Origin of the sequence: Acrocarpospora corrugata (assembly GCF_009687845.1) — a bacterium.
Classification (GTDB): Bacteria; Actinomycetota; Actinomycetes; order Streptosporangiales; family Streptosporangiaceae; genus Acrocarpospora; species Acrocarpospora corrugata.
In genome coordinates this window covers 148,708-164,919 of record NZ_BLAD01000035.1, presented here as the reverse complement: position 1 = coordinate 164,919, position 16,212 = coordinate 148,708, and the positions used below count along the sequence as shown (strand labels likewise).

General features: G+C 69.1%; 17 protein-coding genes. 7 read left to right on the top strand and 10 right to left on the bottom strand.

Annotated elements, in window-relative coordinates; genetic code table 11:
- Positions 1-144 precede the first annotated feature (144 nt).
- Complete coding sequence (locus Acor_RS00880) at positions 145-651, bottom strand: GNAT family N-acetyltransferase (protein WP_246238329.1); 507 nt, start codon at positions 649-651, stop codon at positions 145-147.
- Positions 652-894: 243 nt separating this feature from the next.
- Here Acor_RS00880 and Acor_RS00875 point away from each other — a divergent pair, with 243 nt between their 5' ends.
- On the top strand, positions 895-1,260 hold the full coding sequence (locus tag Acor_RS00875; protein ID WP_155334539.1) for a hypothetical protein: 366 nt from the start codon (positions 895-897) through the stop codon (positions 1,258-1,260).
- Between the two features lie 43 nt (positions 1,261-1,303).
- On the opposite strand, the gene Acor_RS00870 is transcribed toward Acor_RS00875, so the two are convergent.
- Complete coding sequence (locus Acor_RS00870; protein WP_155334538.1) at positions 1,304-1,957, bottom strand: TetR/AcrR family transcriptional regulator; 654 nt, start codon at positions 1,955-1,957, stop codon at positions 1,304-1,306.
- Between the two features lie 62 nt (positions 1,958-2,019).
- On the opposite strand from Acor_RS00870, the gene Acor_RS00865 reads away from it, so the two are divergent.
- On the top strand, positions 2,020-3,459 hold the full coding sequence (locus tag Acor_RS00865) for a DHA2 family efflux MFS transporter permease subunit (protein WP_155334537.1): 1,440 nt from the start codon (positions 2,020-2,022) through the stop codon (positions 3,457-3,459).
- A 208-nt stretch (positions 3,460-3,667) separates the two neighbouring features.
- On the opposite strand, the gene Acor_RS00860 is transcribed toward Acor_RS00865, so the two are convergent.
- Positions 3,668-4,489 (bottom strand): hypothetical protein, encoded by an 822-nt coding sequence (locus tag Acor_RS00860; protein ID WP_155334536.1) that lies wholly within the window; start codon positions 4,487-4,489, stop codon positions 3,668-3,670.
- A 313-nt stretch (positions 4,490-4,802) separates the two neighbouring features.
- Here Acor_RS00860 and Acor_RS00855 point away from each other — a divergent pair, with 313 nt between their 5' ends.
- Positions 4,803-5,759, top strand: a complete 957-nt coding sequence (locus tag Acor_RS00855) for a cyclase family protein (protein ID WP_246238328.1) — start codon at positions 4,803-4,805, stop codon at positions 5,757-5,759.
- 55 nt (positions 5,760-5,814) lie between these two features.
- Positions 5,815-6,570 (top strand): neutral zinc metallopeptidase, encoded by a 756-nt coding sequence (locus tag Acor_RS00850; RefSeq protein WP_155334535.1) that lies wholly within the window; start codon positions 5,815-5,817, stop codon positions 6,568-6,570.
- A gap of 29 nt (positions 6,571-6,599) precedes the next feature.
- Here the strand turns inward: Acor_RS00850 and Acor_RS00845 are convergent, their stop codons facing one another.
- Both Acor_RS00845 and Acor_RS00840 read right to left on the bottom strand, forming a co-directional pair.
- Complete coding sequence (locus Acor_RS00845) at positions 6,600-7,067, bottom strand: nuclear transport factor 2 family protein (protein ID WP_155334534.1); 468 nt, start codon at positions 7,065-7,067, stop codon at positions 6,600-6,602.
- A 173-nt stretch (positions 7,068-7,240) separates the two neighbouring features.
- Positions 7,241-7,831 (bottom strand): TetR/AcrR family transcriptional regulator, encoded by a 591-nt coding sequence (locus Acor_RS00840; RefSeq protein ID WP_155334533.1) that lies wholly within the window; start codon positions 7,829-7,831, stop codon positions 7,241-7,243.
- A 55-nt stretch (positions 7,832-7,886) separates the two neighbouring features.
- Between Acor_RS00840 and Acor_RS00835 the strand changes: the two genes are divergently transcribed.
- On the top strand, positions 7,887-8,765 hold the full coding sequence (locus Acor_RS00835) for an alpha/beta fold hydrolase (protein WP_155334532.1): 879 nt from the start codon (positions 7,887-7,889) through the stop codon (positions 8,763-8,765).
- Positions 8,766-8,885: 120 nt separating this feature from the next.
- The gene (locus Acor_RS00830) at positions 8,886-9,032 is read left to right on the top strand and encodes a hypothetical protein (protein ID WP_155334531.1); all 147 of its coding nucleotides are present in this window, start codon (positions 8,886-8,888) and stop codon (positions 9,030-9,032) included.
- Here Acor_RS00830 and Acor_RS00825 read toward each other — a convergent pair.
- Positions 9,029-11,137: a serine/threonine-protein kinase gene (locus Acor_RS00825; RefSeq protein ID WP_170316745.1), complete on the bottom strand. Its 2,109-nt coding sequence runs from the start codon at positions 11,135-11,137 to the stop codon at positions 9,029-9,031. The genes Acor_RS00830 and Acor_RS00825 overlap by 4 nt on opposite strands.
- Positions 11,138-11,181: 44 nt before the next feature.
- Positions 11,182-12,036, bottom strand: coding sequence for a helix-turn-helix transcriptional regulator (locus Acor_RS00820; RefSeq protein ID WP_246238327.1), 855 nt, complete (start codon positions 12,034-12,036; stop codon positions 11,182-11,184).
- A 94-nt stretch (positions 12,037-12,130) separates the two neighbouring features.
- Here Acor_RS00820 and Acor_RS00815 point away from each other — a divergent pair, with 94 nt between their 5' ends.
- A complete protein-coding gene (locus tag Acor_RS00815) occupies positions 12,131-13,486 on the top strand; it encodes an MFS transporter (RefSeq protein ID WP_155334529.1) in 1,356 nt (451 codons plus the stop codon).
- Here the strand turns inward: Acor_RS00815 and atzF are convergent.
- From atzF to Acor_RS00800, 3 genes are all read right to left on the bottom strand, one after another.
- The gene (gene atzF, locus Acor_RS00810) at positions 13,470-15,170 is read right to left on the bottom strand and encodes an allophanate hydrolase (protein WP_155334528.1); all 1,701 of its coding nucleotides are present in this window, start codon (positions 15,168-15,170) and stop codon (positions 13,470-13,472) included. The two genes, Acor_RS00815 and atzF, sit on opposite strands and share 17 nt — an antisense overlap.
- The gene (biuH, locus tag Acor_RS00805) at positions 15,167-15,856 is read right to left on the bottom strand and encodes a biuret amidohydrolase (protein WP_170316744.1); all 690 of its coding nucleotides are present in this window, start codon (positions 15,854-15,856) and stop codon (positions 15,167-15,169) included. The genes atzF and biuH overlap by 4 nt, the downstream gene beginning before the upstream one ends.
- The coding region (locus Acor_RS00800) for a cysteine hydrolase family protein (RefSeq protein WP_170316743.1) at positions 15,853-16,212 on the bottom strand (360 nt) is incomplete at its 5' end. The genes Acor_RS00800 and biuH, both read right to left, overlap by 4 nt.

Genomic DNA, 16,212 nt, shown 5'->3' with positions numbered 1-16,212 from the left:
CGCTACATGTGGCATCGCCTAGGTTGGCGCATGAAACACCCGTGGGTTGAGCAGGTCACGGTGTCATCGGTCGTAATTCCGCGCGGCAGATCAATGGCGAGTTCGCCGGCGGGAGACGCATTTATCGGTGCGGCCTCGTAGGCATCAGAACGTGGCTTCGTACTCCACCTGGTCGACCAGGACACCATCGCCGAAGTCGTGCCGCCGGTGCTCGCCCGACTCGGTGAAGCCGGTTTTGGCGTAGAACCGGCGTGCCTGAGGCGTGTCGCGCAACGTCCACAGGTGCGCGTGCCGGAAGCCGTCCTCCCGCAGGGCCGGGATGGTGGCGGCCATGAGCGCCACCGCCACGCCGGTGCCCCAGCCTGCCGGGTGATTGTAGAAGCCGAAGATCTCAGCCGCACCGGGGCGCGACGGCGACCCGCCGAAGTACGCGAACGCCAGCGGCCGCCCGTCCTTCGAGGCGAGCAGCACCGTGTCCTCCCCCGCGGCGAGCACCGCGTGCCACTTCCCCCGCCGCTGCGCGACCGCTCGGGCGAAGAACTCCGGCGCGAAGAAGGACTCGTATGCGACGGTCCAGGACTCCGCGTGGATCTCCCCTACGGCTTCACCATCGGACGCACCAGCGCGACGGATCATGAAATCTGACAACACAGCGGCATCTTACGACCCTCGCGCCGGATTCCTCCCAGATGCTCCGACAGATACAGGGCCATGATCCTCTGGCCGGAGTCCTCTGGCTCCTATGGCCGTACGGCTTGCCGCCGCGGTAGCTCGCCCGGGTCAAGCCCGGCCCGGTCCAGTTCCGGCCCTGGCAAGGGTTGACCTGACCCTAGCCGTGACACGCTTCACCAATACGCGATTGGGCGTTCGGCATCGAGGGAGTTGAGAGGTTCGATGCGTCTGACCAACCGGACGGCCCGCGCTTGCGCCACCTTCGGCCTGTGGATTCTCTGTTGCGGACTCCCGAACTTCCTCGGGAGCAAGGTCTACGACATTCCGGCACTCGAACCGGTCGACGGGCGCGAGGTGTGGATGCAGGACCTCATCAGCATCAGTCTGCGACTCATTCCGGTTCCGGTCCTGGCCATTCTGGCTCGCCGTGTTTCCTACCGGGCCAGGGACGGCCTGATGTATCTGATTCCGATCTACGGAGCCCTGGTCTTCGCGCCTACCGTCTTCTGGCGCGTCGTTCACCTGCCGCTCCGGGACTGGCCGCCCCGCCCGGAAGAGGCGCGAACGCATTCAGCCACCCCCAGATGAATTCCTGCGCTGACGGTGTTCCGAGTGCCCGACCAGCCCCTGGCTAGCGGGTGGCGTACGCGCGGATGAACGCGTGGACGCCGTCGATCATGGTCTGGCGGACGCGGTCGGGGTCTGCGGTGGCGGGGTCCGGTTGGTCGTTGTAGGCCAGCAGGATCGTCAGGGCGCCGAAATGGGCGGCGGCCAGGGGCGGGTTTTCGGTGTCCAGGAGTCCTGCGTCGGCGAAGTGAGCGACGCGTTCCACGAGCGCCTCCTCCGCTGCCGTGGTCACGACGTCGTCCTCGGTCGCCGGTGTCTGCATGCGCTGTTGGGCGACGAGGGCGAACGCGGCGGCGTAGTCGGCGGAGCCGACGATCGTCGTGCCGAGGTCGATCGCGAAGGCCGTGAGCGCCTTCTCCAGCTGTGGCACCGTCGTGATCCCCGCGCCATCGGCGAGGTGCTCGTCGAGTGCCCGGCGCACCGAGGCGATCATGGACTCGGACGCGTCCGCCAGGATGGCCAGAAACAGGCGCCGCTTGTCGCCGAAGTAGTCGTAGACGGTGCGCTTGGACACCGCAGCCCGCGCGGCGACGGCGTCCATGCTGACGCCGTCCACACCGTGGCGGACGAAGAGTTCGCGTGCGGCGGCGAGGATCGCCGTCCGCTTCGCCAGGGACCCCTCGCGCAGCGTCTTCTCCGTGCTCACAGCGCTCTTCACGCCTCCCAACCTAGCCTACACCGATCAGTACAGCACTACACTGCACGGTGTAGTGTGCCTCTATGACCTCAAGTGTGGCGGCCGCGACGGCCGTACCGGTGACGAAGCGCCGGCTGAACCTGATCAGCTTCGTGCTGGTCCTCGGGGCGTCCACGACGCTCCTGGACACCACGATCGTGAACATCGCCCTCGACCGCCTGCACACGGTGTTCGACGCCTCGGTCGGTCAGACGCAGTGGGTCGCGACCGCCTATCTGCTGGCCTTCGTTTCGATGATCCCGATGAGCGGATGGGTCTCGGAACGGTTCGGCGCGCGCAACGCGTGGATGTTCGCCGTGGGCGCCTTCCTCATCGGCTCGATCCTGTGCGGCCTCGCAGATTCCCTGCCCGAACTCATCGCCTTCCGGGTCCTGCAGGGGATCGGCGGCGGCATGGTGATGCCGATCTCGATCTCGATCCTCACGCGCGCGGCCGGACCGGAACGGATCGATCGCGCGATGATCGCGATCGCGCTCCCCATTCCGCTCGCCCCGATCCTCGGGTCGGTCCTCGGCGGCGCGATGCTGGAATCCTGGAGCTGGCATTGGCTCTTCTTCGTGAACGTGCCGATCTGTCTGGCCGCGCTCGTGCTCGGCCCCAGGCTGTTGCCCGCCGCCGCCGGGCAGCGTGGTCACCGGTTCGACGTCTTCGGCTTCGTGCTGCTCACGCCCGGCGTCGTCGCCATCGCCTACGGCATCAGCCAGGCCGCCGGAACCGACGGCTTCGCCGCGGTCGCCGCCTGGCTTCCGCTCGTCGTCGGCGCCGCGCTGCTCACCGCGTTCGCGATCCACTCGCTGCGAGCTCGCCGTCCCGCCCTCATCGAGGTTCGCGTGTTCGCACGGCGCAGCTTCGGCCTGAGCAGCGTCATCACCTTCATGGGCGGGTTCTCGATCTACGCCCTCATGTTCCTGCTCCCGCTGTTCTACCAGCAGGTCCGCGGTGAGACGGTCCTCAACACGGGCCTGCTGCTCATCCCGCAGGGGCTCGGCACGATGCTGTTCTTCGTACTCGCGCGCCGTTTCGTCACGCAGCTCGACGTCCGCTTCGTCGTCGCATCCGGTGTGGTGCTGACCATGATCGGGATCGTGCCGTTCACCCTCGCAGATGCGCACGGCGGCACCGCCCTGCTGCTGGCCGCGCAGTTCGTCCAGGGCATCGGCTTCGGCGCCACCACCCTCCCGGTGATGACGCTCGCCCTCGCGAGCCTGAGCCACGACGAGGCTCCCCGCGGCAGCGCCGCCTTCAGCGTCGTGCAGCGCGTCGGCGCGCCCTTCGGCGTCGCGGTCATCGCCGTCATCCTGCAGAGCCTGCTCAACGGCGCCACCACGCCGGCCGACGGGATCACAGCCTTCTCCGAAACGTTCTGGTGGACCTTCGGCCTCAGCGCCATCCCGCTCCTCCTCGCCTTCCTCCTTCCGGCGCACAAGCACCCCGAGCCCACAGAGTCCAGCGTCACGACATGACAGGTGCCATCGGTTCGGGAGCGTTCCGGCCCACCCGCGGTCAGCGCGTTCCCGCGGTGATCAATGCGGTGAACAGTGCCCGGGGCAACACCCAGCCGGGCGGCTATCGCCCACACCCCCAGCAGAGCGCAGACCATCAGCCTCGTCACCCCACTGCACCACCCAAATCCTGGCAGCTAGGGAACACAACTCATGTGGTGAGACCAGGTCACGAGGGGCCTGATGTCAGCTGTTGCTCGATCAGGTGGTGGAGGACGCGGGCGGTCTTGGTCCCGGCGGCGGATTCCGGATCCAGGCCCAGTTCGTGGAGGGCGGTTCGCAAGGCGGTGTCTTCCTGCGTTGCGTCGTCAAGGCGTACTCGGACAGAGATTTCGAGGAAGTCCAGCGCCGCGTTCAATGTCCAGCGTTCCAGCACGATCTCGCCGTCGTAGGGGAGGTTGTCGGGCTGCCAGGGGCCCCAGCGCGTGCCGATAAAGGAAGGGAGCAGGGTCAGTGTGCGCAGGCTGACTCGTTGTATGGCGCATTCCTGGAGGAACTGTTCCTGCTCATCGTTGAAGAGGCGGCCTACCGATTCATCCCCTGAGGACACCGCCTCGATCAGCTGTTCCGATGGCTCTCCTGTGCAGGAGGCGGCCAGGACTCTGCGATCGCCGGCCCAATCCAGCTCCAGTTTGACTGTCGGATCGTCGTCGTAGGCCGAGCGGAGCCAGCTGCCAGGGAACTGGGATCGGCGGCAGGGCCGGAGTTTGACCGTCGACTCGGTTTTGCCTCCGGGCGTTTGGCGGATGCGAAGGATCACCCCGATGTCCAGGAGTGGAGTGGCGGTCGGCATGCCCTGGGTGACGTCCTCGCAGAAGTAGACGTCCCGTTTTACGGCCGATGGCAGGGGGGCCAACGCTGTCAGGGCGCGTTCGATCTGTGAGCCGTCGAAGGTCACCTTGATCTCCGCACGGTCTGGGACCATGCCTACCTCCAGAATTGGACTGCCGATGCGGTGGTCATCCGAGATCCTGTTGGTGCCGCTATTCATGCACAGGTCCTGGTGCTTCTTAAATACCGAAACACCGCCGCCCTGAACCTTGGGAGACGTCGTCGGCGCTCGGGTCGTTCTCCAGCCACAGGAGGTTTTGGCTGTGGCCATCACCACGTTCGGTGATAGCCGATCTTTTCGCCTTGTCCATATGCCGAATGAGTGATTGCCGCAACGTGGCATTTGGCGGTGTGCCTGAGAGCTATTTTGTGGCTGCTCGGGTTTGATGGGTATCGGTTACCAGCGCGATGAGAGGGCGGGATACCCTGCCTGCGGTGCCTGCAACCACGTGACCGGAGGAGTCGATGCTGGGATGACGGCAGGGCGACCGATGCCCACACAGGACGACGTGCTCGGGTACTTCGACACGCTGTCGAACTGGGGACGGTGGGGCGACGACGACGAGCTCGGCACGCTGAACCACATCACCGACGACGTCCGGCTGGCGGCGGCGCGGGCCGTGCGCCACGGCAGGAGCGTGTCGTGCGCATGGGAGGTCGCCGTACCGGAGGACATGGAGCGGTCGACGACGACGTGCCCGTGCGCCGCCGACATGCCGGGTGCCGAGAACATGCCGGTGCCCGGATTCCACAACGACCGGCGCTGGGGCTTCTCGTCCGAGCGGCTCGGCATCACGTTCCACGGCAACACCCTCACCCACCTCGACTCGCCGTGCCACATCTTCTGGGACGGCACGATGTACAACGGGCGGTCGCACTCGTTGGTCGACGCCGCAACGGGATCGGCGTGGGCGGCCGTCACGGCGGCGGCGAACGGGATCATCACGCGTGGTGTCCTGCTGGACATTGCCAGGGTCCGCGATGTGCCGTGGCTGGAACCGGGGCAGGGTGTGTTTCCCGACGATCTCGAGGAGGCCGAGCGTCGCCAGGGTGTGCGGGTGCGATCCGGCGATGCGGTACTCCTGCGGACCGGCTACGGCCGCGTCCGGCACGAGGCCGGTGCGGCCAGCGGCTTCACGCAGGCCGGCTGGCACGCGTCCTGCCTGCCGTGGCTGCATGAACGGGGGGTCGCGCTGATCGGAGCTGACACCCCCCAGGACGTTCAGCCGTCGGGGTACGACGACGTGTTGATGCCGGTTCACGCCGTGAGCCTCGTCGCGATGGGTCTGTGGATGCTCGACAACTGCGACCTGGAGGTGTGCGCGAGGACGGCTGCCGAGCTCGGCCAGTGGGACTTCCACCTCGCAGTCGCGCCGGTCCGCTTCGCCGGTACGTCCGGCAGCCCGGTCAACCCGATCGCCACATTCTGACCACGGTTAGGAACGAAGATCCTTTCGATGCTGTTTGCCGTTACCATCGCCAGTTGTGAATCCATTGCTGAATGTCGTGGTCGCCGTCTCGGTCGCGGTGCCAGTACCGGTGGGGCCCGGCGCCCTGACGAAGAACCCGATTTACGCGACCGGAAAGCTGCCGCAGGTCACCTGCGAGGAGCAGATGTTCAATCCCGCGCGATTCGACTCCGTCGAGTTGTACGTCGACAACGTCGCCGACTGCCTGGATCGAGCATGGCGTCCGCAGTTCGCCAAGGCCAAACTCTCGTTCCCCAGGCCCCGCTTTGTCGTCAAGGGCGGAGACCGCGTCAAGACATGCGGGCTTTCCGGCACGACTTACGAGACGTTCAGCATGTACTGTCCGAGAAACAAGACGATCTACACTGTCATCCCCGACCGGGCGCTCAAGAACGAGCTCAACCGGCCGACAATTCTGCTGAGCCTGGCCCGTGCGTACGCCTACCACGTCCAGCAGTTGACCGGCATCGTCGACCAGGAACGCAAGGTCGAGAAGAAGTTGTCGAAGCGTGGCCTGCTCGCCCAGCGTAAAAGATTCGAACTCCAGGCGAGTTGCTTCACCGGCGCTTTCCTCGGCAGCGTGTGGGACTCCCTGGGCCACACCGCCGCCGATCACGACTCCGAATACGTCCTGTACGTGCTGGTCAACACCACCATCGGCGCAGGACAGGGAAGCGATAAGAACCGCACCTATTGGGCAACTCGCGGCTACGACACCTGGTCCCCGGGGGCCTGCAACACCTTCACTGCTCCAGCTAAGCGAGTGAGCTAACCGACCATCCTCTCGCGAGGGGCAGGATGTCAAAGACCCAGAGCGCTCAGACCGACGTGGTCATCGGGACGGCGGCCAATGGGCCAGTGATACTTGCGCTCTGACTCCATGATCGGCAGGTCGTTGATGCTGGCGTGGCGGCGCACCATCCGGCCCTCCTCGTTGAACTCCCAGTTCTCGTTGCCGTAGGAGCGGTACCACTGGCCGGAGTCGTCACGGCATTCGTACGCGAACCGAACCGCGATGCGGTTATCGGTGAACGCCCACAACTCCTTGATGAGGCGGTAGTCCAGTTCCCTGTGCCACTTACGGGTCAGGAAGGCGACGATCTCCGCGTGGCCGTTGAAGAACTCGGCCCGATTGCGCCAACAGCTGTCGAGGGAGTAAGCGAGCGCCACCTGCTCGGGGTCCCGAGTGTTCCAGGCGTCCTCGGCGAAGCGGACCTTTTCGATCGCGCTCTCCCGGGTGAAGGGTGGCAGCGGTGGCAGCGATGTCATGACTCCCCCAGCAGGAAAAGGCGCGGCAGCGCACCGCTGCTCACGTCGTTGTTCCCGCGATGTCGGCACACTCACCCCAAGATCAGGCCAAGGCATCAAGGGGGCCATTGCGCGTATGCAGTCATCGCGCTGCTCGGCATGGTCCGAGTATCGGGCGGCGCGCGTCACGCCGATCAGCCGATGGCGGGCCGGGTCGTTTTGGCGAGGTGGTCGTCGAGGACGCGTAGTGCCTGGGCAGGGGTGTGGTGGCCGAGCAGCAGGTCCGAGGCCAGGCCGTCGATCAAGGCCAGCAGTGTGTCGGCCGCTACCTCGCCGTCGCCGTGGACGCCGCACTCCGCCAACTGGGCGGCGACCGCGGTGGTGAGTTGGGTACGGCCGTGGCGGTAGCGAGTGGCCAGGGCCGGGTCGTTGAGTGCCCGGATGAACAGCGCCATGCCGACCAGGGTCTCGTCCCTGCTGTCAGGATCGGTCGGCAGTAACGCCACCAGCATGGCCCGCAGCCGCTGCCCCGGGGTGGCGGGCGAGCCGAGCGCGGCGATGCTCTCCCGGACGCGCTGTTCGAGCCGCTCGCGCAGATGCGTGCTCGTGTACGCCAGCATCTCCTCCTTGCTGGCGAAGTAGTGCTGAACCAGCCCGACGGACATCCCCGCCTCGGCGGCGACCTCGCGCATACTCACCGACTCCAGCCCGCGACGAGCGGCGATGCGCCACAGCGCCGAGGAGATCTGCCTGCGCCGCTGCTCGTGGTCGACCTGTTTGGGCATCGGATGTCTTCCTCACTCGGTTACCATACAATCATATTGCAAAAAGGAGGCTGCGATGCCCAGTAAGCGAGTCGGCCGATTCGTGACGCCCGCCGCCGAGGCGGAGTTCGAGAAGGTCTACCAGCAGGGACTGACCGAGCTGCCCACACCGGCCGAAATACGGGACGTTCCCACCGACTTCGGTCGAGTGCGCACCTACCGCTTCGGCGACGGCTCCGGACCGCCGATCGTCCTGCTGCACGGCCGGGCCGCGACCAGCGTCATGTGGCTGCCCAACCTGGCCACTCTGGCCGAACGCCACCGCGTCTACGCGCTCGACCTGCTCGGCGAGGGCGGGCTCAGCGTGCAGACCGCGCCCATCACCGGCGCCGCCGACCAGGCCACCTGGCTCTCCACCGTGCTGGAACACCTCGACCTCCCGGCCGCGCATCTGGTGGGCGTGTCGATCGGCGGCTGGCTCGCCTGCAACCAGGCGGTACGGGCTCCGCAGCGGGTCGCCTCCATCAGCCTGCTGGACCCGGCCAACACCTTGGGCCGGGTTCCCGCCGGGCTGTTCCTGCGCACCATCCCGGCTCTGCTGCCCGTCACCTCCTCCTGGGCGATGCCGCGTTTCCTGCAGTGGGTCAACGGTGGCGACCCGGTTCCCGAGGATGACCCGGTGGCTCGCGTCATCAGCGCGAACTTGCAGCACTACCGGGTCGCGCTGCCGCCTCCGGCGTACTTCTCCGACGACCAGTTGCGTTCCATCACCGTCCCCGCCCTGGTCCTGGTCGGCGGGCGCAGTGTCATCCACAACCCGCGCAGGGCCTTCGACCGCGCCCGCGCGCTCATCCCGAATGTCCAGGCCGAACTGTGGCCGCACGCCACTCACTCGATCGCCGGCCAGTGCGCGACGGAGGTCAACGCCCGGATCCTGCGCTTCCTTGAGGCCTGAGCGCCCGCAGGCGTGACTGCGGCCGCCCGAACTCATGGGCGTACCGGCTCCGGATTCGCGCATGACGGTGTTGATCACGGGTAGTCCACGTCCGCCCCACCGGAATCGGAAGGAATCCCCATGCTCACTCTCGTTTTGCTGATCTTCGCGCTCGCCTGTTTCCTGCTGGCCGCGTTCAATATCGGAGGCGCGCGCGTCAACCTGATCGGGCTCGGGCTGGCGCTGTGGGTGCTGACCGAGCTGATCCCCCAGTTCGACAAGGTCTAGCGGCCGAGGCTCCAGGCGCGCAGCATCCGGTCCTGGCCGGCCCCCGCGACCACGGATCGGTCAGCGAGCCCGGCCAGCGTCAGGGTGCTGGTCGCGCCGTCGGGGCCGGAGCCCAGGACGCCGATGGTCTCGCCGTTGTCGAGGTTCCAGATGCGGGCGGTGGGCTGCGCGCCCGCCGGGTTGTGGGCGACGACCGCGATGGGCGTGCCGGCGTGCCGGCCTACGGTCAGGGCTGCGGTGCCCCGGTCGTCGGGGCTCTGGGCGCTGAACGGCCACTTCTTCCGGCGTTTGCCGGTGGCGAGGTCGTAGACGCGGAGAGTGGCGTCGAAATGGGTGGACACGAGGACCGTCTTGCCGCCCAGCTGCCCGCAGGCGAGCCGTTCGATCCCTCCGATATCGCCGGTACGGAACGAGTGCGTCAACTTTCCCGTCGAAAGCCTCCAGACGCGGATTCGCTGGTCGCCGTCTCCGGTGACGAGGACGTCGTCCTGGCCGAGCCGGCCGAACGCCAGGCCGTTGATGCCCTGGAAGTGGTCGGTGATCGTGGCGCCGATCTGCTTGCCGGTGGCGATGTCCCAGAGGCGTACGACGCTGTGGAGGTCGCGCAGGCTGTCGTACTTCTCGGAGACGCCGACCGTCCTGTCGCCGACCGAGACGGCGACGATGGGGTCGCCGGCCCGGCGTGAAGCGAGCCCTTCGCCCGTTAAGCTCCACAGCCGCATCCGGCCGTCGGCGTGGCCGGTGGCCGCGACGGGCGTCCCGCCACTGTCGCCGACCGCCACCGAGGTGACCGCCCCGCCACCGTCTCCGAGCCGGGTGACCGTCGTGGCCGTGTCCATGTCCCATCCGAATACGGTCCCCTGGGACGTGCCGGAGACGACGACGGCCCCGGCGGCGGCGATGGCCGTCGGGTCGCCGGTCCCCGCGGTCAGGGCGACAGGCCCTTTGGCCAGCGCGCCGAAGGGCTCTGCCGGCGCGGTTGGGGTCGGTGAAACGGTGGGCGAAGGAGTGCGGGAGGCGCCACTGTCCCGCTTGCCGCCTGCGGGCTGGGATCCTTGCTCGCCACCCGACGTGCCTCCCGGCCGAAAGATCACGAAGGCGGAGATCGCCGCAGCGCCCGCGGCGGCGGCACTGCCGATCAGGACCCGGCGGCTGATCCGCCTCGCCGGGCGCGGCAGGGCCTCCCGATGAGGCCCACCTGAGCTTGGCGCAGTCCCGCCCGAGGACGGCAGCGTCCCCGCATTGAACTCGGCCGGATCCGGCGCGGCCTCCGGCCATGGGGACGGCCTGGCGCTCGGGCCCGTCTGCCTGATCAGCCGGCGCATCAGGTCGGTCGCGGCCGGGCGGGCTTCCGGGTCCTTGGCCAGGCACGCCCGGATCGAGTCCGCCAGATGGGACGGCACGCCGGAGAGATCGGGCGTCCCGCTCATGACGCCGTGCACGATGGCCGGCACCGTGTCCCCCGCGAAAGGCTGGCGGCCGGTGGCGGCGAACACCATCGTGCCCGCCCAGCTGAAGATGTCGGACGCGGGCCCGATCCGCTCGCCCTTGAACTGCTCTGGCGACATGTAGGTAGGTGTCCCGATCGGCCCCGAAGCCAGCGTCGTCGAGTCGAACGCCTTCGCGATGCCGAAGTCGATCACGATCGGGCCTTCCGGGCCGATCAGGACGTTGGCCGGTTTGAAGTCGCGGTGCACGATCCCGGCCTCGTGGATGGCGGCCAGCGCCGTCAGGGTGGTGATCGCGAGCCGGTCCAGCGCCCCGCCCGACCGGGGGCCGGTGGAGCGGACCAGCGCTTGCAGGGTGTCGCCGGGAACGTACTCGCTCACGATGTACGGCTGCTCGTCCAGCATCCCGACGTCCAGCACGGCGGCCGTGCAGAACGCGGCCACCCGGCGCGCCGCCTCGACTTCGCGTAAGAAGCCCCTGGTGGCGTCGGAGTCGCGGCTCAGGTGGCTGTGCAGCAGTTTGACGGCGACCTCGCGCCCCGCGTCGTCGAGCCCCTGGTAGACCACACCTTGGCCGCCGGAGCCGAGCACGCCGACGAGCCGGTAGGCGCCGATCCGTTCGGGATCGCCCAGCCGGAGCGGGCGGACATCCGGCATCCCGCTCCTTCCTCGGACCATTTCGGCGATCTATACGATACGGCTCAGTGCACATGCCCTTCGTACGGGTGGGCGCGGAGCCAGGCGATCCTGTCCCGGCTCTCGTCGTCGCCGGGCGTGTAGACGACCAGCCGCGTCTCCGGCGGCGACGGCAGGGCCAGGCTGGTGGAGGTCGCCCGGATCAGACCGGCCGCGGAGTGCTTGAACAGCTTCACCCGGACGCCGGGCCCGGCCACGTCATGGGTGGCCCACATCCGGGCGAACTCCGCGCTCTCCCGGGACAGCCGGCCGATGAAGTCCGTCCACGCGGGCTCGTTCAGATGCCCGGCGGAGGAGGCGCGCAGCCCGGCCACCATGTGCGGGAGCTCCTCGTCCATGTTGTACACGGCCGTGCAGCAGTCGGGCGCGGTGAACAGCTGGTAGAGGGCGTTGCGTGACGCGGGCGGCTGCCGTACCAGCGCGGAGAAGAGGGCGGCGTAGGTCTCGTTCCAGGCGAGCAGGTCGTAGCGGGCGTTGTAGACGGCGGCCGGGAGCGGGTCGAGGCTGTCCAGGATGGTGCGGACCTCCGGTGCCAGCACGTCCACGCCGTCGGGTTCCGGCATTCCGGGGACGTCGGCGAGGCGGTAGAGGTGTGCCCGTTCGGCCGGGTCCAGCCGGAGTGTGCGCGCGATCGCGTCCAGGACCTGGACAGACGCGTTGATCGGGCGGCCCTGCTCCAGCCAGGTGTACCAGGTCACGCCGACGCCGGCGAGCAGGGCGACCTCCTCGCGGCGCAGGCCGGGGGTGCGCCGCCTGGTCCCGGGCGGCAGGCCGACGTCCTGCGGGGTGATCTTCTCGCGCCTGCTGCGGAGGAACGACGCGAGCATGCTCCGCCGCAGCGGCGCCTCCAGAACCGTCACGGATCCATTCTCACCCACCAGGGTCCAGGTGCTGCCGATACCAGGATGAGCAGGCTCTCGTTACTGGTACCGGACTTGCCGGATCGTCAATGACATGACCACTGTCGTCTCCCGGCGGGGGACAGGATGGCTGCTGGCCGTCATCCTGTCCGGCCAGTTCATGGCGATCCTGGACGTTTCCATCGTCAACGTCGCCGCCGCCACCATCCGCTCCGATCTCAATACCACCGGTTCCGGCCTGCAGCTCATCGTGTCGGGCTACACGATCGCCTATGCCATGCTCCTGGTCACCGGCGCTCGCGCGGGCGGCTTGGCCGGATACCGGCCGGTTTTCCTGTCCGGCCTCGCTCTGTTCACCGTGGCCTCGCTGCTGTGCGGCCTGGCCTGGTCGGCGGGTCCGCTGATCGTGTTCCGGCTGCTGCAGGGCGCGGGGGCCGCCCTGATGGTCCCCCAGGTGCTGAGCCTGATCCAGCTCACGTTCGACGGCGTGGCCCGGATGCGGGCGCTGAGCCTCTACGCCGCCGTCATCTCGCTGGCCGCCGTGGCCGGCCAGATCCTGGGCGGCCTGCTGGTCTCGGCCGATCTGTTTGGCACGGCCTGGCGTCCGATCTTCCTGGTCAACGTCCCGATCGGGCTGCTCCTGCTGGTGGCCGCGGCACGACTCCTCCCCGCGGAGCACACCCGCCGCGAGCAGAGGGTGGACGTCCCCGGCCTGGTGACCCTGTCGGGCGCGGTGTCCCTGCTGGTGGTGCCGCTGGTGCTCGGCCACGAGCAGGGCTGGCCGTCCTGGGTCTGGCTGTCGATGGCCGCCTCGATCGCGATGTTCGCGGCTTTCCTCCTGGTCGAGCGCCGGGCCGCCCATCCGCTGGTGCCCGGCCACCTGCTCCGCTCCCCCGGCCTCGCGGCGGGCGCGGCGTCGATCTTCCTGGTGATGGTCGGCTACGGCGGCTTCCTGTTCTCGACGGCGCTCCACCTTCAGGGCGGGCTGGGCGACAGCCCGCTGCGGGCGGGGCTCTACTTCCTGCCGGCCGGGATCGGGTTCGCGCTGGCCAGCCTGAACTGGAAGCGCGTTCCGGCCCGGCTGCACCGGACGATGATCGTCGCGAGTTCGCTCGTGGTGGGTGCCGGATTCCTGGCCCTGGCGGCCGTGCTCAGCGGGGGCGAGCACGGCGATCCCTACTTTCCGATCGTGCTTTTCGTCATCAGCGTGGGCATGGGCGGGTCGTTCAGCCCGCTGATGACGCGGGCGCTGGCCAAGGTGGCGCCCGCCGACGCGCCCGACGCCAGCGGGCTGCTCGCCATGATGCTGCAGCTGGGTCAGGTCGTCGGCGTGGCCGCGTTCGGCACGCTGTTCCTGAGCCTGACCCCGTCCGCGCACGCGATCACGGTCACCTCGTGCGGTCTCGCCGTGACCGCCCTGCTGACCGCGGCCGTCACGGTGCGGGTCTGATCCGGAGCAGGTAGTCGGGCCAGCTGCCGAACTCGGTGATGTCCTTGGCGTCGGCGGCGGCGTACGACTCGCAGAGGAAGCCGTGCACGAGGCGGCCGTCGAGGAGTTCGACGGTGCCGAGGCCGAGCGGCGCCGGGATCTGGACGAGGAGGCGGCCGAGCGCCTCGGGGGCGAGGTGGTGGAGTTCCACCTCGATGGATTCGCCGTCGGGGACGCGCATCATGCCGGGCCGGTCCCCGAGGTCGTAGAGCCGGTAGGCGCGCGCCGTCGCGGTCACCTCGTGGCAGCGCGCGCCCAGCGCGGCCAGCTGCGGATGCAGCGGCTGCCCGGTCCGATGCGCTCCCACGACGGCCAGCAGAACCTCCGGGGCGGTTCCTTCCAGTGGCTGCCGGGTGGCGCCGGTCATTCCGCCGGCGGCCTGGTGGAAGGCGCGGGCCAGACCGGCGAGCAGTGCGTCCGAGCCGGACGGGCCGAGCAGGGTGATCCCGTGCGGCCGTCCTGTCGCGGTCATTCCGGCCGGTACGGCCACCGCCGCCAGATCGAGCAGATTCGCGAACGTGGTGTAGTACCCGAGCGTGGAGTTGTGCCGGATCGGATCGGCGGCCATCTCGGCGAGCGTGAACGTGGTCGGCACCGACGGAACCGCGAGCACATCGATCTCCGCCCAGGTGGCGGCCGTCTCCTCGGTCAGCTCGGCCAGCCGGCGCAGGCCGCGGAACACCTCGACCCCGGTGACGTCCCACCCGCCCGCCAGCACGTCCCGGGTGACCGGATGGATCTCGGCGGGGTGCTTGGCGACGAAGTCACCGATCCCGGCGAGCCGTTCCGCCAGCCAGGGGCCTTCATAGAGCAGCCGTCCCGCCGCGAGGAACGGAGCCAGGCCGACGGCGACGATCTCGTGCCCCAGTGCGGCCAGCCCGGCGACCGCGTCCGCGAACCCCGCGCGCGCCCCTTCGTCGCCGAAGAAGTCGGGCACCCCCACCCGCAGTCGCACGCCCGGACCCTCGGCGGGCAACCCGGAACCGGCCATGACACCGGTCACCGCCGCGGCGTCGGGGACGGAAAGGGCGAACACGCTGGCGCAGTCGAGAGACGCGCAGGCGGGCACCACACCGGTCGTGGAGACCAGGCCGCGCGACGGTTTCAGGCCGACGACGCCCGTCATGGCGGCGGGCACCCGGCCGGAGCCCGCCGTGTCCGTGCCGATCGCGAAACTGACCAGCCCCGCGCTGACCGCCACCGCCGAACCCGAACTGGAACCGCCGGAGATGAGCCCCGGCACGAGCGGGGACTCGCACGCGCCGTACGGGCTGCGCGTGCCGGAGAGCCCGGTCGCGAACTGGTCGAGATTGGTCTTGCCGATCAGCAGCGCCCCCGCCGCGAGCAGCCGCTCGACCAGCGGAGCCGTGGCGTCGGGAACGTAGGCGAAGCCGGGACACGCGGCGGTCGTGGGCAGGCCCGCCACGTCGATGTTGTCCTTGACCGCGAACGGCACGCCGTACAACGGTCCCCGGGGGATCTCGGCGGCGAGGACCTCCTCGATCGGGCGGAGCGTGATCCACACGCCGTCGTCGCCGCGCGCGCGGATCCGGCGGTACACCTCCGCGACCACGTCGGCGGGGGTGAACTCCCCCGCCGCGTAGCCTCGGCTGAGCGCCGCGAGCTGCAGGCTGCCGACCGTCACGACGCGCCGAGCGAGCGAAGGAGCGCGGCGGACGGCGCGATCGCCCCGAACACGCCGCCCTGCATGGTGACCATCTTCAGGGCCGCCTCGTAGTTGCCCTTGTCGGTGGCGCCGGTGCAGTCGGTCAGCAGCAGGCACTCATAGCCCCGGTCGTTGGCCTCCCGCATGGTGGTGTGCACGCAGACGTCGGTGGTGATCCCGGTCAGGATGATGTGGGTGATCCCGCGGGTGCGCAGCAGCAGGTCGAGGTCGGTGGCGTAGAACGCGCCCTTGCCGGGTTTGTCGATGATCGGCTCGCCGTCGATGGGCGCCACCTCCGGGACGATCTCCCAGCCGGGCTGGCCCCGGACCAGGATCCGTCCGCACGGTCCCGCGTCGCCGATGCCGGCGCCGATCCGGCGGGACCGCCACAGCTTGTTGGGCGGGAGGTCGGACAGGTCGGGGCGGTGGCCCTCCCGGGTGTGGATCACCAGCAGGCCGTGTTCCCTGGCGGCGGCCAGCACCACCGCCGTGGGCTCCAGGCCGGCCCTGGTGAGGGACAGGTCGTAGCCCATCATGTCCACGTAGCCGCCCGGCCCGCAGAAGTCGACCTGCCAGTCGATGTTGATCAGGGCCGTGGTGGCGGGGTCGAGTTGCCCGTTGTAGGGCCAGTCGTAGGGTTCGGCGTTCATAGCCGGAAATTTCATGATCGCTCCATGAGGGTGGCGACGGCCGTGGTGGAGCCGACGGCGCCGAAGATGCCGCCGGACATCTCGATCGTCGACAGGGCGGCGTGGCGCAGGTCCGGGGCGGCGGCGGCGCACGCGTCCTCGACCAGCAGGCACTCGTAGCCGCGGTCGTTGGCGGCGCGCATGGTCGAGTGCACGCCGAGTTCCAGGCAGCAGCCCGCCAGCAGCAGCAGGTCGCGGCCGGCGGCGCGGAGCACGGAGTCCAGGTCGCTGCCGTGGAAGCCGTCCCAGCCCGCGGCGTGCACGACCTGGTCGGGCTTGAGGGGGGCGGCGTCGGCGGGCGGGGCGGGGGGGTGGGGAGGGGGGGGGGGCCC